This window comes from Sorangium sp. So ce406 (assembly GCF_051474675.1).
In the GTDB taxonomy this organism is placed as follows: domain Bacteria; phylum Myxococcota_A; class Polyangia; order Polyangiales; family Polyangiaceae; genus Sorangium; species Sorangium cellulosum_G.
Genome location: NZ_CP150340.1, coordinates 10,063,417 through 10,083,382 on the forward strand (window position 1 = coordinate 10,063,417; position 19,966 = coordinate 10,083,382).

Annotated in this window: 14 protein-coding genes; 5 read left to right on the forward strand and 9 right to left on the reverse strand. The window is 74.0% G+C overall.

Features of this window, described 5'->3' with window-relative positions; all coding sequences use genetic code 11:
- The first annotated feature begins 124 nt into the window (after positions 1–124).
- Positions 125–1,531, forward strand: a complete 1,407-nt coding sequence (locus WME96_RS37695; protein WP_437286404.1) for a hypothetical protein — start codon at positions 125–127, stop codon at positions 1,529–1,531.
- A 74-nt stretch (positions 1,532–1,605) separates the two neighbouring features.
- Here the strand turns inward: WME96_RS37695 and WME96_RS37700 are convergent, their stop codons facing one another.
- Positions 1,606–2,055 carry a hypothetical protein gene (locus WME96_RS37700; protein ID WP_437286405.1) on the reverse strand — a complete coding sequence of 150 codons (450 nt, stop codon included), beginning with the start codon at positions 2,053–2,055 and terminating at the stop codon, positions 1,606–1,608.
- A 14-nt stretch (positions 2,056–2,069) separates the two neighbouring features.
- Here WME96_RS37700 and WME96_RS37705 point away from each other — a divergent pair, with 14 nt between their 5' ends.
- Positions 2,070–3,134 (forward strand): endonuclease/exonuclease/phosphatase family protein, encoded by a 1,065-nt coding sequence (locus tag WME96_RS37705; RefSeq protein WP_437286406.1) that lies wholly within the window; start codon positions 2,070–2,072, stop codon positions 3,132–3,134.
- 78 nt (positions 3,135–3,212) lie between these two features.
- On the opposite strand, the gene WME96_RS37710 is transcribed toward WME96_RS37705, so the two are convergent.
- The 3 genes from WME96_RS37710 to WME96_RS37720 all read right to left on the reverse strand — a co-directional run bounded on the left by WME96_RS37710 (position 3,213) and on the right by WME96_RS37720 (position 7,027).
- Entirely contained in the window at positions 3,213–3,926 is a 714-nt protein-coding gene (locus WME96_RS37710) for a hypothetical protein (RefSeq protein ID WP_437286407.1), read from the reverse strand.
- Positions 3,927–4,116: 190 nt separating this feature from the next.
- The gene (locus WME96_RS37715; protein ID WP_437286408.1) at positions 4,117–5,121 is read right to left on the reverse strand and encodes a polysaccharide deacetylase family protein; all 1,005 of its coding nucleotides are present in this window, start codon (positions 5,119–5,121) and stop codon (positions 4,117–4,119) included.
- A 1,168-nt stretch (positions 5,122–6,289) separates the two neighbouring features.
- On the reverse strand, positions 6,290–7,027 hold the full coding sequence (locus WME96_RS37720; RefSeq protein WP_437286409.1) for a ComF family protein: 738 nt from the start codon (positions 7,025–7,027) through the stop codon (positions 6,290–6,292).
- 152 nt (positions 7,028–7,179) lie between these two features.
- Here WME96_RS37720 and WME96_RS37725 point away from each other — a divergent pair, with 152 nt between their 5' ends.
- From WME96_RS37725 to WME96_RS37735, 3 genes are all read left to right on the forward strand, one after another.
- Positions 7,180–10,134 carry a GYF domain-containing protein gene (locus WME96_RS37725; RefSeq protein ID WP_437286410.1) on the forward strand — a complete coding sequence of 985 codons (2,955 nt, stop codon included), beginning with the start codon at positions 7,180–7,182 and terminating at the stop codon, positions 10,132–10,134.
- Positions 10,131–10,979 carry a hypothetical protein gene (locus WME96_RS37730; protein WP_437286411.1) on the forward strand — a complete coding sequence of 283 codons (849 nt, stop codon included), beginning with the start codon at positions 10,131–10,133 and terminating at the stop codon, positions 10,977–10,979. The genes WME96_RS37725 and WME96_RS37730 overlap by 4 nt, the downstream gene beginning before the upstream one ends.
- Positions 10,980–11,175: 196 nt before the next feature.
- Positions 11,176–12,633: an alginate export family protein gene (locus WME96_RS37735; protein WP_437286412.1), complete on the forward strand. Its 1,458-nt coding sequence runs from the start codon at positions 11,176–11,178 to the stop codon at positions 12,631–12,633.
- 145 nt (positions 12,634–12,778) lie between these two features.
- On the opposite strand, the gene ftsH is transcribed toward WME96_RS37735, so the two are convergent.
- The 5 genes from ftsH to WME96_RS37760 form a co-directional block, all read right to left on the reverse strand.
- A complete protein-coding gene (ftsH, locus tag WME96_RS37740) occupies positions 12,779–14,725 on the reverse strand; it encodes an ATP-dependent zinc metalloprotease FtsH (protein ID WP_433929649.1) in 1,947 nt (648 codons plus the stop codon).
- A gap of 165 nt (positions 14,726–14,890) precedes the next feature.
- Positions 14,891–15,892: a tRNA lysidine(34) synthetase TilS gene (gene tilS / locus WME96_RS37745; RefSeq protein WP_437286413.1), complete on the reverse strand. Its 1,002-nt coding sequence runs from the start codon at positions 15,890–15,892 to the stop codon at positions 14,891–14,893.
- Entirely contained in the window at positions 15,889–16,146 is a 258-nt protein-coding gene (locus WME96_RS37750; protein ID WP_437286414.1) for a hypothetical protein, read from the reverse strand. The genes tilS and WME96_RS37750 overlap by 4 nt, the downstream gene beginning before the upstream one ends.
- Positions 16,147–16,223: 77 nt before the next feature.
- Positions 16,224–17,612: a class I SAM-dependent RNA methyltransferase gene (locus WME96_RS37755; protein WP_437286415.1), complete on the reverse strand. Its 1,389-nt coding sequence runs from the start codon at positions 17,610–17,612 to the stop codon at positions 16,224–16,226.
- The gene (locus WME96_RS37760; RefSeq protein ID WP_437286416.1) at positions 17,609–19,855 is read right to left on the reverse strand and encodes a protein kinase domain-containing protein; all 2,247 of its coding nucleotides are present in this window, start codon (positions 19,853–19,855) and stop codon (positions 17,609–17,611) included. The genes WME96_RS37755 and WME96_RS37760 overlap by 4 nt, the downstream gene beginning before the upstream one ends.
- Between the last annotated feature and the right edge of the window lie 111 nt (positions 19,856–19,966).

Consider the following 19,966-nt stretch of genomic DNA (forward strand, 5'->3'; position numbering starts at 1 on the left):
CGAGCTTGCCGGCGCAGACCGACGCGGCAAGCTCTTTCGCGCTCGGATCGCGCACGCGACGCCTCGGCGAGGAGCGCGGCGCGCCCCGGGCGGAGATCCAGCGCGCCACGAGGTCATCGCTCCGATGCTGCGACGAACGGGTTGTCTCTTCGCCTGCGCTGCCCTGAGCGGAAGCCCCGGCTGCACGGAGCGCTCGCGCGCCGAGACCGACCCGGCCGCGCCCGCGCCGACCGCGCGCGCCACCGCCGCGCCGTCGCCGAACGCGCCGTCGCCGACCGCGCGCGCCACCGCCGCGCCGTGGCCGTCGAGCCTCGACGCCGCGCGCCGGCTCGCGCTCGCGGCCCCGGCGGGCGCAGGCGCCGTGGACCGCGAGATCGCGGCGCTGTCGCGGCGGATCGAGGAGGCGCCCGGGGGCGCCGACCTGTGGAGCGCGCTGGGCTACGCGTGGATCAGAAAGGCGCGCGCCTCGGGCGACCCGTCGCTCCACGGCCGCGCGGGCGCGTGCGCGGACATCGCGCTCGCGCTGGCGGAGGGCGATCGCGCGTCGCTCAACCTGCGCGGCCTCGTGCTGCTCCACGATCGCAGGTTCGCCGAGGCGCGCGACCTCGCCGCGCAGCTCCTCGCGCGGGACGAGGCCGACCCGCTCGCGCTCGGGACCCTCAGCGACGCCGCGCTGGAGCTCGGCCTCTTCCGGGCCGCGGCCGCGGCCGCGCAGCGGATGGTCGATCTGCGGCCCGGCCTCCCGTCCTACGCGCGGGCCGCGCACCTGCGCTGGCTCCAGGGCGACGCGGCGACCGCGCAGCGGTTCGTCGGCCTCGCGATCGGCGCGGGCGACCCGCGCGAGCCCGAGGCGCTCGCGTGGACGCTGACGCAGGCGGCCACGATGCGCTGGCACGAGGGCAACCACGAGGCCGCGGACCGGGGCTTCGAGCGGGCGCTCGCCGCGGTGGGCGAGTATCCGCCTGCGCTCGCCGGCAGGGCGCGCGTCGCGCTGGCCCGCGGCGCGTGGGGGCGCGCGATCGAGCTCCTCGAGCGGGCCCACCGGCAGAGCCCGGAGCCGACGACCGCGTGGCTGCTCGGCGACGCCAGGAAGGCCGCAGGCGATCACGCCGGCGCGGCGCAGGCGTACGCCGGCGTGGTCGACGCGGGGCGCCGGTCGGACCGCGGAACGCTCGCGCTGTTCTACGCGACCAAGGGCCTGGAGCGCGAGGAAGCGCTGCGGCTGGCCGCCGAGGAGCGCGCGCTGCGCGCCGACATCTACACCGAGGACGCGCACGCCTGGGCCCTGTACCGCGCCGGCAAGCTGAAGGACGCGCGCGCCGCGAGCGACAGGGCGCTGGCGCTCGGCACCCGCGATGCGCGCCTGCTCTACCACGCAGGGGCCATCCGCATCGCCCTCGGGGACCTGAAGGAAGGTGAGCGGCTCGTGCGGGCCGCGCTGGAGCTGAACCCCAGGTTCGACATGACAGGAGCCGCCGAGGCCGAGCAGCTCCTGACGCGGCGCAAGCGCCCTCTCGGCTCGGCTCGCTGACCAGCGTCCCAGCGTCGCGGGGAGCGGCTCGCGATACAGCTCATTGCTGAGCTCGCGAGTCGGCTCGATGCAGGCTAGGTGTCGTATTTCACCGTCGATGGGACCACCAGAGGTGGAGGAACGATCGCCGGCTGCGAGGGCGCGGGAGGGGGCTCGTCGGCGAGGTCCGCGCCCGGCTGGCTCCTGGGCGCCTGGAGCTCCCGGAGGCGGGCGGGAGCGGGCTCGACCGCTGTGGGGGCCTCTTCCAGGGCCTCTGCTGTCGCGACGGGGGGGACGCTCACCGCGGGCGGGGGTGGGACGAACATCCGTGGTACGCGGATGGAGCGGGCGATCGAGGCGACCTCCGGGAAGCTCGTGGCCATCCGCTCGACAAACGCTGCACGGGCCGCATCATCCGGGGCGGTCGCCGAGGCCTTCGCGACGCGCAGCGCCGACCAGAGCTCGTAGTACCAGGCGGAGAGGGAGGCATGCGCTTCCAGCAGGTCACGAATGGTATCCTCGGAAACGATGATGTTCTTGCCCATGGGCGAGAGGATACATGACCGAGCGGCGCCTCCCACCTGGTTCGAACGGCCCAACACCCGAGGATCTGACGCCCGGACGCGCCTCCACGAGCGCGGCGCCGGGCGCTCGCCAGAGCGCGGAGCCGCCGGACGGCGTCGCCACGCCGCTCCGGATCATCACCTATAACGTCCGCTACTTCGGGCACGGCACGCGGGGCATCGCGTCGACCAGCGCCGCGATCACGCGGATCGCGACGACGCTGGCGCGGCTGTCGCCGCTGCCCGATCTCGTGTGCCTCCAGGAGGTGGAGACGCAGTCGCTGCGCTCCTCGACGATGAACCGGCGGTGGCACCCCGAGGAGACGCAGCTCGATCGCCTGATGACCGAGCTGCACGCGGCCCTGGCGCAGCGAGAGCGGCGCGAGCGCTACGTCGCCTACTACTTCCCCGCGCACACGTACCGGCTCACCTCGCGGACGAACATCTACACGACCGGGCTCGCGGTGATCGCGCGCGACACGTTCCGCATCGGGCACCACAACGCGGAGCGCCCGCAGGACATCACCCACCGGCGGAGGGTCAAGAGCCTGAAGCAGACGCGCATCTGCGCGCACGTGTCGTTCGAGCACGAGAGCGGGCAGAGCTTCGATGTGTTCAACACGCACCTCAGCCTGCCGAGCGTGTTCTCGCGCGAGTTCTGGACCGGCGAGGCGCGGATGGGGTTCGGGCCGAACCAGCTCGAGGAGGCCAGGGTGCTCGCCGACTTCGTGCGCCGCGAGCGGCGGAGCGACAACTTCGTCGTGGTCGGCGATTTCAACTCGCTGCCGGGCTCGCCGGTCGACCGCTTCCTGCGCGAGGAGATCGGCTTCGTGGACGCGTTCGCCAAGGTGCGCTGCCTCTCCGAGAGCGAGGCGCGCTCCTTCCCGACGGCCGGCTTCATGAACCTCCGCATGCACCTCGACCACGTGTACTCGTCCGAGCGGCTCCAGTGGCTCGACTTCACGGGCACGCACCCGTTCGGGCACAAGGGCGATTTCGCCGGGCTGTCGGATCACGTCCCCTTGATCGCGCGCTGCCGCCTGCCGGGCAGCTCGGGCTGACGCCGCGTTCGAGTCGCCCGCCGCGCTCGGCTGGGCGCCGCGTCCGGGTCTATCGCCGCGCGGGGCGGGGCGGGCCGCTCACCCCGGCAGCCAGAGGAGGTCGTCCATGATGGGCTCGAGGCACGCGGAGATCTGAGGCCCGAGGTCGCCGCCGCACTCGAGCTTGCCGAAGCAGGCGCGCACCTCTTGCCGGCCGCGGCTGTTCATCGCGCCGATCGCCCGCTCGAGCTGCGGGCCGAGCCCGTCCTCGAGGCTCTGCCGGCACGTGGCGTAGTCGAGGTCTCCGCAGCCGGCGAGGCGGCCGCAGAGGACGGCCATGTACGGCGCGAGATCGGAGCGGGGGAGCGTGGTGGCCGTCATCGCCTCGGCGCCGCAGCGGCTCACCTCCTCCGCGTAGGCCGGGGTGAAGGGATCGCCCTCGAACCGCCGCAGCGCTGCCAGCGAGCACTCCGAGGTGGCGCGGAGCATCCTCGGCGAGGCCATCGTCGTCCGCTGGGTGCATTCCTCGAACTTCGGCCAGCCGTTCGCCTGCTCGGAGGCCCGCTCGTAGAGCTCCTCGAGGTACACGCACCAGGCGCGCTGCGCCTCGCGTTGCTCGCGCTGCTCGACGGCCACCGTCCGCGCCCCCTGCCCGTCGCGCGCCGCCGGGGCGGGCCGCGCGGGCGCCTTCGCGGAGGCCGCAGGCGGCGGCGAGCCGCCGCATCCGGAGGCGAGGGCGGCGGCGATCAGCGAGGCCACGCCGAGCCTGGAGGCGGCGGCGCGGAAGCTGGGACCACGGATCGTGCGTTTCACGAGAGCCTCCCTTCGTCGAACAGGCTGCGGAGCAGGTTTTCCGGGCCCATCGACGCCATGCGCGTGCAGAGCCGGCCCAGCGACGGTGCACGTGCACAGCCCAGGCCACGCGCGCGTCGGGCGGGGCAGCCGCGAGCGAGCGGCGCCGCTCGGCGAGCGCGGCGCCAGGCGCTGCGCGGGCGCTGCTCGGTCAGCGGGCGGCCCGTGAGCCGGGCCGCTGGCCGATGAGCAGCTTCAGCTTGAAGAGCGCGCCGATCTGCCCGCGGTCCATCGCGACGCGCGGGAAATTCAGGGGGTCGAAGGACGAGAGCATGCAAAGGCCGGAGTTGTTGGTGAAGCCGAGCTCGAAGCCCGCCTCCCTCACGGCGCGATGGAACGCGCCGCACAGGCTGTATCCGACGGGGTACGCAACCGCGTGTACGGCCTCGTTCAGGGCTTCGGAGAGCACGCGGCGGGAGCGCGCGAGATCGCGCGTGGCCTCCTCGGGCGACAGCGTCTGAAGGACACGGTGCCTGTGCGAGTGCGACTGCACGTCCATGCCGGCCCGCCGCAGCGCGGCGATCTGCTTCCAGTCCATGATCGTCCTGGCCGCGAGCGCGCGCTCCTCGCAGAGGTCGATCGACACCCCGGTGGCGCGCTCGAGCTCATCCCACAGGCGCTCGAGGTCGAGGCCGGAGGTGCGCTTGATGGCCTGGCAGACCCGCGTCGCCGCGCCGATGGGGTCGCGCACGGGCTCGAGCAGGAGCGTCGCGGGGTAGGCGATGTCGACGCGCGGGCGCCGGCACCGGTGCATGAGGAGGGCGACGCGATCCCACCAGTAGAGGCGGCCGTTGTCGGGGTAGTCGGTGGCGATGAAGAAGGTGGCCGTGACGCCTGCGCGCTTCAGCAGGGGCAGCGCGACGTCGTGGTTGTCCCGGTAACCGTCGTCGAACGCGACCATGACGGGGTTCGGCGGGGGCTTGCGGCCCTTGGCGAGGAGGCGCACGTCCCGGAGCGAAACCACGGTGCAGTGCGTCTTGATGACCGCGAGTTGCTCCTCGAACTCGCGGGCGCTCACCTCGGCGACGCCGGGATCGAGCTCGGCGACATCCGAGGGCTCCGCGATGCGGTGGTAGGTGAACACCGAGAGCACGGGCAGCCGGAGCTTCGCGCGCAGCCACAGGAACCGGTCCAGGAGCCCGAGGGTGTCGAGCACGGCGGCGGCCAACGCACGACGACCGAGCGGCGATCTGCGGCGAATCCACGTCAGTGGATGTGCGACGACGTACACGAATGTATTCCAGCACACAGATGTCGTTTGCGCTTGCTTCGAGCGCGGATCCGGCAGGAACGCTCTGGTGGGCTGCCGAGCGGGAGAGCCCGCTTCAGTAGGGTGACGATGCCGCTAGACTGACGGCCGATGTTCTCGACGGACGCGGACGCGCCTCAACCTGGGTTGGCGCCGCCCCAACCTGGGTCGGCGGCGGCGCCCCAACCCGGGTCGGCGGCCGCGCCTCAACCTGGGTCGGTGCCGCCCGAGCCCCAACCTGGGTCGGTGCCGCCCGAGTCTCAACCCGGGTCGGTGCCGCCCGAGCCCCAACCCGGGTCGGTGCCGCCCGAGCCTCAACCCGGGTCGGTGCCGTCCGAGCCTCAACCCGGGTCGGTGCCGCCCGAGCCTCAACCCGGGTCGGTGCCGCCCGAGCCTCAACTCGGGTCGGCGGCCGCGCCTCAACCTGGGTCGGCGCAGGGCCCTCCTTCGAAGCCGCTCTCGCCGCTGAGCACCATCGGGATTGCGCTCACGACGGCCATCGTCGTGTTTTCACTGGGGATCCGCACAGTCGAGACAGCCCTGCCCGGACTGGCGGCATCCGGCCGACTGGCTCTGCCAGCGACTTCGGCGACCAGTGGACCTACGAGCACCGCCGCGGCGATGTCGAGGCAAAGGGCCGTTTCTGTGCAGACAGCAACCCCGCCCCCGGCGAGTGCGGCCCCGGACGGAACGCAACCGACGCAAGGCGCCCCCCCGCTGTCAGGCCCCGAGGCTGCTCCCCCTCCAGCTCAGCCGCCCGCCGAGGCTGCTCCCCCTCCCGCGCAGCCGCCCGCCGAGGCTGCTCCCCCTCCCGCGCAGCCACCCGCCGAGGCTCCGCCGCCCCCGCAACCGCAGCCCGTCGCCCAAGCTGCGGCCCCCGCTCCCCCGTCCCCGCGGAGCGGACGCGGCCTTCTCAAGCTCAACTTCACTCGAAATGCGACCGTCTATGTCATGGGCGTTGCGGTAGGCCCCACCAACCAGCCCATCGAGGTGCGCTGCGGACGTTTTTTCGTACGCGTCGGCGAGCCGACGCCCAACGGCACGCGGTGGCTCGTCGAGGGCAGGAGCGTGCGCGTCAAGTGCGGCGCGCTGACGGAGGAAAGCTTCTGAGTTCGTCCGCACCGCTCTCGGCCGCAGCCAAGACGAGGTAGGTCACCGAAGCAGCTCCCGCGCCGAGAAGCGCGTCACGGCACGCCGCGAGCGTGGCGCCCGTCGTGGCCACGTCGTCGATGAGCGCGACGCTCCGCCGGCGGACGCGCTCCGGCGCGCGAGCGCGGAACGCCCCCGCCACGTTCTCCAGGCGACGGTCGCGCGGGAGCTGCGCCTGCTGCGCCGTGGATCGGATACGACAGAGAGCCCGCGGAGCAAACGAAGCCGTGAGTCCGTCAGCCACATGCGCGGCCAGCAATGCAGCCTGATTGTAGCCGCGCTCGGCCTGACGGCGCGGATGAAGCGGGACCGGGACCACGAGATCCGCGCGCAGCCCTGCATCGCGCGCCGCGCAGAGCAACAGCCGACCGAACGGACGCGCGAGATCCGGGCGATCACCGTACTTGAAACGCCGGATTCCGTCCGCCAGCGCCCCGCGGAACGGGGCGAACGCGATGAGAGGGCCGTCGGCGGCGCCAGAGCCCACCGCCCGCTGTGGCGGGCGCTCCGCGTAAGGCACGGCGGTACGCGCGCAGTCAGAGCAAAACACCGCGGCATCCGCGACAGGGGCGTCACAACCAGCGCAGGACGACGGGCTGAGCGCGCGCGCAGCGACGGCGGCCAAGGCGCGGGCTGCGGCGACGACGACGCGGGCGGGGCTCATGGGCTACAAGCGCGATCTTCGTCGGACGCGGGGGCACAGTTGCGTGAGCGGACGAAAGAAGATCTCTTTGCAAACGACGCGCGGTACGATCGTCGCGTCGTGGATCACGTCTTGGAATTCCGGCGCTCCCGCCGTTGGAGGAGGGGCCCCCGTTGAGCGCGTGGAGGTGGACGGACGAGCGCGGCGTCCAGCGGCTCGTGAGCACCGCTGAGCTGCGCAGCGCGCTGGCTGCCGGGGTCATCCCGGGCTCCACGCTGGTGTGGCGCCAGGGCATGGAAGCGTGGGCGCCTGCGTCCAGGCAGCCGGAGCTCGCCGACGCCGCGCAGCTCCGGCGCAGACCCGAGGCGGCCGCCGCTGCCCCTGAGAAGCCGGCCGCCCTGAGAGAGGCCGCTCGCGAGAGCGGCGTGGAGCTGGATCTCGATCTCGTCGAGGACCTGGGTCCGGCGCCGGCCCGCGGTGCTCCGAGCGTCGGCCCAGCCCCCGCGGACAGGCCCGCGAACGAGCGGAAGCCGCCGACGCGGCCGGGCCGGGCAACGTCGCGACCTCACCCGCCGCCCCCACCGCCGCGCAAGCGCGAGTCCATGAGGACGCTCACGGGTGTCGATGCGCCGGCCGACGCGCCGGCCAGCGGACCGAGCGCGCCGATCGTCGTGCCGTCGGCCGGCGGGACGTTCGACGCGGGGGTCGCCCGCGCGATCACGCAGCTCCCCCGCTACGACAGCACCTCGGCGGGCGACCAGGGGGCCCCCGTGATCCCCCGCGCGCCGAGGCTCCCCTCGGAGTCAGAAGAACGCGAGGAGACCTCGGCCGGTGATCGTCCAGCCGCGGACACCGGCATCGCCGCGGGCGGCGCCCGCGCGACGGCAGACGACGGACCTGCGCCGGCGCGGGCTCCAGGCGCAGCCGCGCCCAGCAGGCCGGGCGCGCCGCCGAGGGCCGCCGGCAGCCTGGCGTCGCGCGCCGCGGCGAGACCACCGAAGCCCCCGCCCCTCCCCCCCGGTCGCGATGCGGCGCCCGCCGGCGCGGCGCCGAGCAACCTCGGGCGCGACAGCGCGGCGGGCGGCGCGGAGCAGGGCGCCGGCAAGCCCCTCCCGACGCCGCCGTCCAGCTCCAGCGGGGCCACGAGACGACCCGCGCCCGCGGCGGGGCGCTCGGTACCGCCGCCTCCTGTTCCGGTCCGGTTCCCCGCGGTGGCGGCGAAGAAGCCGGCGGTCGCGCGCGCGCCCGAAGCCCCGGCACAGACGGCGGCCGGCGCAAAGGCCCTCGTCCGCCTCGGGGCTCTGCCGGCGCCGCCGCCGCGCCCCCCTGCAGAGGCTCCCCGCACGACGCCGCAGCCCGCCCCGGCGCCTCCCCTGGCCGCCCCAGCGCCCCCCTCCGATTCAGCACACACCTCGAGCGCCGCTGCCACAGCGGTCGCGTCCCCTGGACCTCGACCCGCGAGCCCCGCGCCGCCCGCCGACGGTCCCCTGCCCCGCAGCGCGGAGGACACGACGGCGAACGACGGCCGGGATCCGTCGGCGAGCCGTGCGCTCGGCGCGGGCCCGGCGTCGACCACGGTGCAGCACGGCGAGACCAGGGAGCGCCCCGCGGCGCCCGCGCCCGACGAGACGAAGCGCTCCCCGCTGCCCGGCGCCCCCGTGACCGCGGAGAGCGCCGAGGGGCGCCGCGAGTACGCGACCATCCCGTCGGCCGGCATCGGCGCAGGCGCACCGCAGCCGCGCCCGGCGGCGCGATCGTGGCCGGGCACGCTGCCCGGGCTCCAGGGCCCGCAGCGCAGCGCGGCAGGCGCCGATGCCCCCCCGACGCCGGGCCAGCGAGACGATCGCAGCTCCGGCACGGGATCGAGCAACGGCCCGCGAGCGCTCGACCCCCGCGCGCTCGCGGCGCGGCGCGCTCAGCCCGCGCGCACTGGCGGTCCGGGCTCGCTCGCGCAGGGCAACGGCAAGCCGTTCTCCGCGGCGGTACCCGTGCCGGTCTCCTCGCTTGTCGGCCTCGGCGGGGTCGCGTTGCTCATGAGCATCGTCGCCTTCTTCGCGGGCCGCCACTCCGTCGCCTCCACCCGGAGCGCGCCGGTCGGCACCGCGCGCGCCGCGCTCGGGGCCGCGCAGGACGTCGCGCGCGCCGCGATCCCCGCCCCGCCGAAGCCCTGCTGGGTGGCGCGCCAGCCGCAGCAATGGGCGCCGCTCGTGGCGAAGAGCATCCCGTTCGAGGTCACGGCGACGAAGGGCGGCAAGCTCGTGGTGGGCTACGCCAAGAGCTCCCTGGAGGCCGTCGGCCTCGAGATCGATCCCACGACCGGAGAGCGGAACGAGCGCTTCTCGAACCGAGAGGCCGCCGACATCGTGAGCATCTCGCCCGTCGAGGACAGCTTCACCGTGCTCACGGCAGCGCAGCAGGCCATCCGCTCTCCGGTCAACGTCCCGGGGCCAAGTCCGTTCGTCGTCGGCCTGGCGGATGGCGCCGTCGTGGCCGCCGACAACCCCGCCGCCGCGCCCCTCACGCTGTGGCCGGTGCAGGGCGACGAGCCGCTCGAGGCGCCGCGCGCGATCGCGGCCGGATCGCGCGGTCACGCGGTCGCGTTCCGCCGCGAGAAGGCCGTGTGGGCAGGCTGGCTCGACGCCGAGCGCAAGCCCGTCGGTGAGCTCAGCCGGGTGGCGGGCTCCGGAGGGTCGGTCGGCAAGCCGTCGCTCGGCTGGAACGAGCGCGATCTCGCCGTCGTGTTCGCGGACCGACCGGCCGACGGGCGATGGGAGATCCGCGCCGGTCAGGCCCCCGCGGGCACCATCCCCACGTCGACCCAGGTGATCCCGCTGCCCTCCGGGGGCCCCGGGGGCGACGCGTTCGCGCCGGACATCGCGGGGCTCAGCGACGGGCGCTGGCTCCTCGTGTGGACCGAAGGCCCACCGGGGAGCCGCGCCATGCGCGCGCAGACGCTCTCCTCCAGCCTCGCCCCGATCGGGGATCCGATCGCGCTCTCTCCCCCGGCCGGGAACTTCGGGCAGGGCGTGCTCGGCGTCGCGCCGCGATCGGGCTACGTGGGCGTGGTGTTCCTCTCGAAGCCCGCCGCGAGCTACGAGCTCTGGGGGGTCATCCTCCAATGTGGATGACGAGGACCCCGGATCGCGCGGGCCGGCTCCGCGCGGCCGCGCTCGCGCTGCTGCTCGTCGCGGCGCACGCGCCCCTGCTCGCCGCGTGCGCCGCGCAGCCGTCGCAGATCGAGCAAGGGCGCGCCCTCCGCACGGGCAAGCAGCCCTATGACGAGCTCTTCGAGGCCACGCGCGAGGTCCGCGAGGAGTCGCTGAAGGCCGAGGAGCTCGCGCGCGCGGCGCGCGCCGACCTCGCGCGCGCGGTGGGGCTCGATCCGAGGTCGACGGACGACGCGGTGCTCGAAGCGGCGCGCGCGCGCGCCGCCGAGCTCCGCGCGTCGGGCGTACTGTTCCGGGTCGAGCTCGCGCCAGAGGCGCGGCTCGTGAGCGCCCGCGGCGGACGCTCGCTCGACGCGGACGACAGGAAGCTCATCGAGGCCGTCGAGGCCTCCTTGAAGAGCTCCGTCGCGACGTCGAAGCAGCTCGGCGAGCTGTCGAGGCGCGCCGCGGAGCTCGAGAAGAAGCGGGCGTCGCTCGCGGCCGGGTCGGCCGAGGCGCTCGCGGGCGACCCGCGGCGCCGCGAGGTGAAGCGCGAGCTCGAGGCGGCCGAGCGCGTGCTCGCCGAGGCGAGCGCCGTCGCAGAGCGGCACGCCGGCAGGGCGTCGAAGCTCGCGCTCGACCTGGTGCTCGCGATCGACGCGGGCGCCGCGCCCGCGCGGCGCGGCTCGACCAGCCGACCACCGCCGAGGCAGCCCGCCGGCAGCGCGAAGGCGCCGCCGCTGCGCGGGAGCGGCGGCAGGGATGCGCCCAGGCCACCGAGTCCGCCGCCCCCACCCTCGCACGGCGGGGACGATTTCGATCCCTGACGCCGGCGCGGCGCAAGGGTCGCCCCGTCAGGATCAGGCGCCGTCGGACAGGACCAGCGCCGCTTCCCCACTTGTCCGACGAGCGCCCGGACGCCTATCCTCCGCGAGCGCACCCAGGAGCGCGACGCGCCTGAACACCGCGCGCCAGACCGCACACCTGCCGTTCGACGACCCCGCGCTCCGGCCCTCCCTGCTGATGATCCGATCCCTGCCGTTCGCCTCCATCGCTCTGGGATCGGCGCTCCTCGCGCCCCGGACCGCGGCGGCCCAGGCGTCGCCGCAGTCGGAGGGCATGCCCCTCGGCGCGTTCACGCTCCGTCCGTCGGTGGAGCTCCGGCTGCGCAGCGAGTTCCGCCGGTACCCGGTGGACACGGGCGGCGACATCTACAGCTCGAACGCGGTGCTCGCCGAGGGCTTCGGGGGCGCGATGCCGCCGCTCCTCGACACCGGCAACGTCGTCAAAACCCAGTGGTTCGTCGCCCAGCGCGCGCGCCTCGGGCTGGCCGTCGATCACGGGCCCGTCACGGGCGTCCTCACGCTGCAGGACGCGCGGCTCTGGGGGAGCGACGACGCGATCTTCGTCGGGGCGGGCGAGCCGGCGCTCCCGGAGACGGCGCCCTACGAGGCCTACATCGATCTGCACACGCGCTCCGGACGCCGCGCCTTCGTGCGGCTGGGCCGGCAGCGAATCGAGTGGGGCGATGGTCGGCTGATCGGGGCGAACGACGAGACCCTCGCCGCGCGCTCGCTCGACGGGGTGCGCGCGGGGGTGCAGCTCGGCAACGTCGACCTCGAGGCGATCGCCGTGCTCCTGGCCGCGCCGGGCGGCGCCCCGCCCGAGGTGGGCGGGACGCGCAAGCCCATCTCCGCCGGGACGGGGACCCAGCTCTACGGCCTGAACGCGATCTGGCACGTCGCTCCCCTGCTCCACCTCGAGGCCACGGCGCTCGCGCGCATCGCGCGGGAGCCGCGCCCGAGCTGGCTCACGCCCGGAGATACCGTCGTCCTCGACGCGCGCGTCTCCGGCGACCGCCGGGGTTTTCGCTACGCGGTCGAAGGGGCCTACGAGCTCGGCCGCGTCTCCACGTTCTCGGCCGACCGCCCGCTCGGCGGGTTCGCGGCCGCTGCGCGCGCCGAGCTCGAGACGGCCCTCCCCGCCCACCTCACCTTCAACGCTCGCGGCGCCTACGCCACGGGCGACGATGGCGCGCTCGAGGTGGGCGAGACGCAGCGCCGCTTCGATCCGATCCTGCCCGACGCGCAGGACAACCACGGCCCGATGGGGCTCTACGCATGGTCGAACGTGATCGAGGCGGGCGGCGGCGTCCGCGCCGCCCCGTTCGACACGATGACCGTCGCCGCCGGATATGCGTTCGTCGGCCTCGCCTCGCCGGGGGGCAGGTGGGTGACCTCGCGCCTCCTCCCCGTCGGCGCCGCCGAGGACAACGAGAGCCAGACGCTGGGCCACGAGATCGACGTCTCGCTCTCGCTCCAGCCGTGGGAGCCGGCGCGCTTCACGCTCGGCTACGGCCTGTTCCTCTTCGGCGACGGCGCCCAGGCGATCTTCAGGAGCGCGAACCGCGCCCACGAGGACGGCCGCCCAGCCGACCTGCAGCACTGGGCGTTCCTGCAGGCGACCCTGCGCGCCCCCTGAGACGAACCGGGGGCGCGCCGGCCGCGCGCGTCGCTGCTCTGATGGGATGGGGGTTCGAGGCGTCTCGTGCGCCGCGCTGTGCGCGCGGCGCTGGCGGCGCGGGGGCTTTGCCCGAGGCCGGGCGCTGCCCCCGCGCTTCCCGGGCTCAGGTGCTCGGGGCGGGCTTCGGGGTGCCGAAGATGCTCGCCGCGCGGCGCTTCTCCTTGGCGGCCCGATCGCGATCGCTGTAGCTCGGGATCACGACGCGCTGGCGCTGCGGCAGCTCGCGGCCGGAGACGATGGCGTCGACCTCCTCGGCGTCCAGCGTCTCGCGCTCCAGGAGCGCCGTGGCGAGCCGCTCGAGGATCTCGCGGTTGTCCGTGAGGAGCCGCCGCGCCTCGGCGTGGGCGTCGAGGATGAACCGCCGCACCTCGTCGTCGATCTGGTTGGCGATCGTCTCCGAATAGTCGCGGCGCCGGCTCGTGAAGTCGCGCCCGAGGAAGACGCTCTCCTCGTCCGCGCCGTACGAGATCGGCCCGATGACGTCGCTCATGCCGAACTCGGTCACCATGCGCCGCGCCAGGTTCGACGCCTGCTTGATGTCGTTGCCCGCGCCCGTCGTGAACTGGCCGAACACGATCTCCTCCGCCACGCGGCCGCCCATCAGGACCGACAGCCGCGCCTTGGCGAAGTCGCGCGACATGCTGAGCCGGTCCTCCTTCGGGAGCTGCTGCGTGAGGCCCAGCGCCGGCCCGCGCGGGATGATCGTCACCTTGTGGACCGGATCCGAGAACTTCTCGAGCAGCTTCGCAACCAGCGCGTGCCCGGCCTCGTGGTAGGCCGTGGTCCGCTTCTCCTCGTCGCTGATGACCATGCTGCGGCGCTCGGCGCCCATCAGCACCTTGTCCTTGGCCATCTCGAAGTCGACCATCGTGACGACGTCCTTGTCCTGACGCGCCGCGAGCAGGGCCGCCTCGTTGACGAGGTTCTCGATGTCGGCGCCCACGAAGCCAGGCGTGCCGCGCGCCAGGATCTCCATGTCAACGTCGGGGCCGAGCGGGACCTTCTTCGTATGCACCCGGAGGATGCCCTCGCGGCCGCGCACGTCGGGGCGGTTCACGACGATGCGGCGGTCGAAGCGGCCAGGCCGCAGGATCGCGGGGTCGAGGACGTCGGGGCGGTTCGTCGCGGCGACGATGATCACGCCCTCGTTCGACTCGAAGCCGTCCATCTCGACGAGGAGCTGGTTCAGCGTCTGCTCGCGCTCGTCGTGACCACCGCCGAGGCCCGCGCCGCGGTGGCGGCCGACCGCATCGATCTCATCGATGAAGATGATGCACGGCGCGTGCTTCTTGCCCTGCTCGAACAGGTCGCGCACCCGGCTCGCGCCGACGCCGACGAACATCTCGACGAAATCCGAGCCGGAGATCGAGAAGAACGGCACGCCCGCCTCGCCGGCGATCGCGCGCGCGAGGAGCGTCTTGCCCGTCCCGGGGGGGCCCATCATGAGCACGCCCTTCGGGATCCGGCCGCCGAGCTTCTGGAACTTCTTCGGGTCCTTGAGGAACGCGATGATCTCCTCGAGCTCGTCCTTCGCCTCGTCGATGCCCGCGACGTCGGCGAACGTCACCTTGTTCTGCGCCTCGCTGAGCAGCCGGGCGCGCGACTTGCCGAAGCTCATCGCCTTGCCGCCGCCGGCCTGGAGCTGGCGCATGAACAGATAGAACATCACGAGCAGGAAGATCGTCGGCAGGAGGTACATGATCGCCCCCGGCCAGAAGGGCGACGCCTCCTCCTTCTCGAAGTACACGGCGACCTTGTTGTCGACGATCGTCTTCGTGATCTCGTCGGCGTTGTCAGGCCCGATCGTGACCTTCTTGGTCTTGGCTCCGCTCTTCGGGTCCTTGACCCAGAAGGTGTACTCGCGGTCCTTGATCGTGACCGACTCGACGTGCGGATCCTTGTCCTTGGCCTCGACCTGGACCTGGGCCATGAACTCGCTGAACGCGACAGGCGTGGCGGGCGGGCGATCCGGGCTCAAGAACTGCCAGATCGCCAAGAACATCATGATCAGCAGAACCCAGAGCAGCAGCGTCTTGTGCGATTGCTTCACGAGGACCCTCTAGGCTCGCGCGGCGAGCCGGCGTGTACCGAAATTGTACGCGTGTTCCGGTCAGCATGCCACCCGTCAGCTCGGTCGTCGACCGCGGGTACTCCCCGCGGTGACACAGCGAAAAAAGGGGATCTCGACAGGGGCCGCGGGTGGGGGTGCATGCGGTCAGGCCCCGCGACGCGTGGACCTGTCCTCGATAAGCACGCTGGACTCCTCTGGAAAGCCCAGGGCGATCTCCCCGCCGCCGCGAACGCGGACGCGCAGCGGACGCCCGAGCTTGCGAGCCCGCTCGATCGCGAAGCGCTGCGCCCGACCGAGCGGAATCGACAGCGCATCGTCGCCGTCGAGGACGGCCGGATCGTCGTCCGAGGGGCGCTCTCGGCCGGCGACGAGCATGTCCGAGAGCGCGCAGAGGTGCTCGACGATCGCCGGTGACAGGTCCTCGAGCAGCGGGAGCAGCTCGCGGCGGACGCGGACGCGGGTGAAGCGTGGGTCGGTGTTGCTGGGGTCTTCCGCGAACGCCAGCCGGTGTCGGTCGAGGTGGGCCAGGACGTCGACGCGGCGGGCCAGGAGCAGCGGGCGGAGGAGCTCGATCTGCGCTGCCGGGCCCGGCGCGTCTCCGCCGCGCGTGGCGGCGGCGGCCGCGCGCGGGAGCGGCGCGCGCGGCGGCAGGACGGCCAGGCCCCGCGGCCCGGCGCCCCGCAGCAAGCGCAGGAGCAGCGTCTCGGCCCGGTCGTCCGCAGTGTGGCCGGTCGCGATCGCGCGGGCGCCGTGCGCCGCCGAGGCCGCCGCCAGCGCGGCGAACCGGGCGGCGCGCGCCCTCGCCTGGAGGTTCGCGCCGGGCGCGACGTCCACTCGGGTCGTCGAGAACGGGACGCCGAGCCGCTCGGCCAGATCGCGCGCCAGCGAGAGCTCGGCCGCTGCTGCGGCGCGGAGGCCGTGATCGACGCCGTGCGCGACGACCTCGTGGCCGATGCGGCGCCGGAGCAGCGCGAGGACGTGCAGCAGCGCGGTCGAGTCGGGGCCGCCAGAGCAGGCGCACAGGACCACGTCGCCGCGAGAGAGCAGCCGCTCGTCCCGGATCAGCCGCTCGGCCAGGCGGATCAGCGACGGGGGGTGCGACCGGCCCCGCCGGGGCGGCGGGAGGGGCCCGGGGGGAGGGCTCATCGGAGCTCGAACGCCTTGCAGAAGGTGACCTCGTCGCGATCGTCGAGGGACCGGCTCACGTGCGGCGCGACCGGGTAGCCGAGCGAGCAGCGCGGCGCGCGGCCGGGGGGCGCGGCGCCGCGAGCGTCGCGCTCGTCGCGTTCACAGCCCTCGTCCGCGTCCGCCGGATCGAACGAGGCACAGTCGGGGCAGGCGAACATGAGACGATAACGCCGCGCCTCGTCGCGGAGACGATCGTCGAGGGGGTGAATCATCCGCGGCAGCGTAGCGCAAGCCGCCGGGCGGAGATCCCGCACGGCGCGCGCGGTCCTCCGGCCGCGCCCGGGGCCGCTCAGCGCGAAGGCCGCCGGGCGCGCGAGAGGCGGACGACCGACTCGATATGGCTCGTCTGAGGGAAGAGCTCGACCGCCTCGATGTCCGTGATCTCGAAGCCGCCACGGAGGATGACGCCGAGGTCGCGCGCCAGCGTGGCCGGGTCGCACGAGACGTAGACGACCACGCGCGCGCCCGAGGCCGCGATCGCGCGCGCCGCGCCGGGCGCCCCGCCGCGCGGAGGGTCCAGCACCACGACGTCGGCGCGCGCCGGGAGCGGGTGCTGATCGGCGTCCGCCTCGATGACCTTGCCGGCGAGGCCGCGCGCGGCGAGGTTCTGGCGCAGGCAGGCGACCGCCTCGGGCGAGAGCTCGACGGCCGTGAACGACGCGAGCCCCGAGGCGGCGGCCTCGACGGGGCTGGCCCCCGCGGCAGAGCGCGGCGCGCCGCGCGCGAGGAGCACCGAGAGCGTCCCGCTCCCGGCAAACAGCTCGACGAGGTGCGGCGGCCGGGTGGAGTCGAGGTGCGCGAGCTCGGCAGCGCGGCGGGCGAGGACGGCGGCGCCCTCCTCGGACGGCTGCCCGAAGCCGCCCGGCGGCAGGAGCAGGGGCACGCCGTCCGCGCCCAGGATCGTCGTCCGCGGATCCCCGAACGAGGCGGCCTCGCGGGCGCCGTCGAGCGTGACCCGGGCGCCGGCCCACGCGCCGCGCGCCGTGCGCTCGTCGAGCAGCTTCCATGCGGCCGGCGGGAGCTGGCCGCGCCACTGGATCTCGACGACCGGGCGGCCCGAGGCGCCGTGCGAGATCAGGACATCGCCCTCCCCCACGGCCCCGCGGAGCACGCCGGGCAGCTCGCCGGAGAGCGGCGCGATCGCGTCGCCCAGCACGAGGCAGCGATCGACCGCCACGACGGCGTGCGTCCTCGGCGCGCGGTAGCCCACGCGCACCTCGCCGCGCTCGGCGCGCGCGAACAGCCGCGCCCGAGATCGGTAGCCGAGCGACAGGGGCGCCGGATGGACGCGGATCGGCGGCAGATCGGCCTCGGCGAGCGAGGTCGCCCGCGCGATCGCTTGCCGGAGGATCTGCTCGTGCGCGGCCTGCTGGGCCTCGAGGCGGACGTGCATCCAGTCGCAGCCGCCGCAGGTGTCCGCGAAGCGGCAGGGCGGAGCGACGCGGTCGGCGCTCGGCTCGACGACCCGGAGGAGCCTGCCCCTCGCCGGGCGCGCGCTCCGGTCGAGCTCGACCTCGACGAGGTCTCCCGGCGCCGTCGCGGGCACGAAGACGACCTCGCCCGCGATCCTGCCGACCCCCGCGCCGCCTGCGGCCAGCGCGTCGATACGTAGCTGAGCTCGCTCGCCGGCCCGGGGCCGCGCCCTGGGGCCGCTCGAGCGGCGGTGAACAGCCTTCATCCCCACATCGTAACGCGCGCAGGCTCGTCTGGCCGGGGCGGTCCCGCGGTCCACGTGCGCACGCCGGAATGCAGCTCGCCCGTGGTCGCCGCGCCGGTCGCCGGGGCCGGCGCGGGGAGCACGTCGCCCCCGTGGGCCGGGAAGGGCAGCACGGTCCTCGTCTTCATGTAGATCAGCGCGCCGATGCCGATGACGCACAGCGCGGTGAGGGCGATGACGGCAACCAGGACGAGCGTGTTCCTGCCGTTGCCCTTGGACGCCGCGTCCTGCGTGGCGGCCCAGATCGCCGCTGGGTCGGGGCGCGGCAGCGAGAGCGCTGTCTCGATCTGCGACTGGGGTGGCTGCGCCGACGCGGCGGGCGCGAACGGCTGAGCCTGCGCCAGGGTCGTCGAGGGCGGCGGCGGGAACGCCGGCGCCGGCGGGGGGCCTGGCAGCGGAGGCGCCGGCGCATAACCCTGGCCGTTCCGCGGGAGCGCGTACGACGGCGCGGCGCCGTGCCCGTGCGGCGATGCGCCGTAGGCGAGCGCCCTGTTCGCGTGCGCGTGACGCGAAGCCTCGCTCACCGCCTTGGAGACCGGAGCGGCCGGGGGCGAGGCCTGCGGCGGCAGCGCGAGCGTGGACGCGAGCGGGCTGTCCATCCCCCTGTCGAGGAGCCCCCGCGGGGGGAGCGGCGCGCGCTCGCCCGCGTCGAGATCGAGCGGAGGCGGGAACGGGGTCGACGGCTGCGGCAGCGAGGGCGGGCTGTGACCGCCCTGCGCGCGAGGGCTGTGACCGCCCTGCGCGCGCGCCGGGACCTGCTGGTAAGGCGGCGGAGCATCGGGCCGCGCCACCGGGGCGGGCTGGACGGCGAGAGGAGGGGGCGTCACGGCCGCCGGCGCGGGCGTCATGCCGGCCGCCGGACGCACCGTCGGGCGTTCGTGCAAAGGAGGCCGCACCGGCTCGGCGTGCTCGCGCGTCGCGACCGTCGTCGGGACGTCCTCGTCGTCGTCCATCAGCGACGTGGCCACCATCTGCTTGTCGGCGGCGTCCCTCGGCACGGCGCGCCCGACCGGCGCGATCCCGCTCGCCGGCGCGGCGTGGTGCCGCAGGAGCTGCGGCGGCGTGAGCCGCTGCGGCTCGGGGTCCCGGCCGCGGCTGCGGAGCCCGACGCTGTCCGTGGCCGTCGTCGACATGCGCCCGCGCACCTGCTCGACGTTGATGGTGGACGTCACCTCCGCCGCCCACGCGAGGTGGGCCTCGCGCTTCTGGATGCGGTCGGCAAACACCTGCTGAACGAACTGAGCGACCTCCTCGGAGCCGACGAACACGCCGCTCCTCATCAGGAAGCTCTGCAGCGCCCGGGAGAACTCGCGCGCTGTCTGGAAGCGATCGTGCCTGTGCTTGGCGAGCGCCTTCATGACGACGCTCTCCAGCTCGATCGGATAGTCGGGCACGATCGTGGACGGCGGCGGGACGACGCAGGCCTGCACCTTCTCGAGGGTGTCGAGATCCGTATCCATCCGGAAGAGACGCTGGTTCGTCGTGAGCTCCCAGAGGACGACCCCGAGCGCGAACACGTCGGTCGTGCGATCGACATCGTTGCCGCGGACCTGCTCGGGAGACATGTAGGCCAACTTGCCTTTCAGCGTTCCCGCCCGGGTCGACGACAGCCGATCGGCCACCTTGGCGATGCCGAAATCGACGACCTTCGTGTATCCGTCGTAGGTCAGGAACAGGTTGTGCGGGGTCACGTCGCGGTGCACCAGACCCAGCAGCTGGCCGTTCTTCCCACGCAGCTCGTGGGCAGCGTGGAGGCCCTCTGCGGCATCGGAGCAGATGCGCGCAGCGAGCTCGGGCGAGATGCGCAGCCGGCGCTCCTCTGCGCGGCGCATCACCTCCCGGAGCGGCTCGCCGTGGAGGTACTCCATGGCGATCCAGTAAGTGTTGTCGTCCTTCCCGAGATCGAACACCTGCGCGACGTTGGCGTGGTTGATGCCAGCCGCGATACGCGCCTCGTCGAGGAACATGTCGACGAACTGATCGTCCTCGACCAGATGAGGGTGGATCCGCTTGATCGCGACCCACTTTTGAAAGCCGCCCGGGCCATCCATGCGAGCGAGGTGGACGCTCGCCATTCCGCCCACCCCGATCTCGTCGACCACGCGGTAACGGCCCAGGAAGTAGGTCCCCTGCTGCTTCTCGGGCTCCTTCGCGCGTGCGTCAGGCGATGAATTGGTCGACCCGGGGCTTGGAGGTCCGCCCATTCGTGATGCGGGTCGAGGCGGCGGTTGGGGCATGAGCGGTCACTACTTTACCGCGAGTTCGCGGCGCTTTGCCATGTCGTCTCGGTCGAGAGACCGGGCAGATGGTCAGCT

Excerpts from the sequence above, each read along its gene's own strand:
- WME96_RS37695 (WP_437286404.1), top strand. The coding sequence starts at position 125 with ATGCTGCGACGAACGGGTTGTCTCTTCGCCTGCGCTGCCCTGAGCGGA.
- WME96_RS37700 (WP_437286405.1), bottom strand. The coding sequence starts at position 2,055 with ATGGGCAAGAACATCATCGTTTCCGAGGATACCATTCGTGACCTGCTG.
- WME96_RS37705 (WP_437286406.1), top strand. The coding sequence starts at position 2,070 with ATGACCGAGCGGCGCCTCCCACCTGGTTCGAACGGCCCAACACCCGAG.
- WME96_RS37720 (WP_437286409.1), bottom strand. The coding sequence starts at position 7,027 with ATGAGCCCCGCCCGCGTCGTCGTCGCCGCAGCCCGCGCCTTGGCCGCC.
- WME96_RS37730 (WP_437286411.1), top strand. The coding sequence starts at position 10,131 with ATGACGAGGACCCCGGATCGCGCGGGCCGGCTCCGCGCGGCCGCGCTC.
- WME96_RS37735 (WP_437286412.1), top strand. The coding sequence starts at position 11,176 with ATGATCCGATCCCTGCCGTTCGCCTCCATCGCTCTGGGATCGGCGCTC.
- tilS (WP_437286413.1), bottom strand. The coding sequence starts at position 15,892 with ATGAGCCCTCCCCCCGGGCCCCTCCCGCCGCCCCGGCGGGGCCGGTCG.
- WME96_RS37750 (WP_437286414.1), bottom strand. The coding sequence starts at position 16,146 with ATGATTCACCCCCTCGACGATCGTCTCCGCGACGAGGCGCGGCGTTAT.
- WME96_RS37755 (WP_437286415.1), bottom strand. The coding sequence starts at position 17,612 with ATGAAGGCTGTTCACCGCCGCTCGAGCGGCCCCAGGGCGCGGCCCCGG.
- WME96_RS37760 (WP_437286416.1), bottom strand. The coding sequence starts at position 19,855 with ATGGGCGGACCTCCAAGCCCCGGGTCGACCAATTCATCGCCTGACGCA.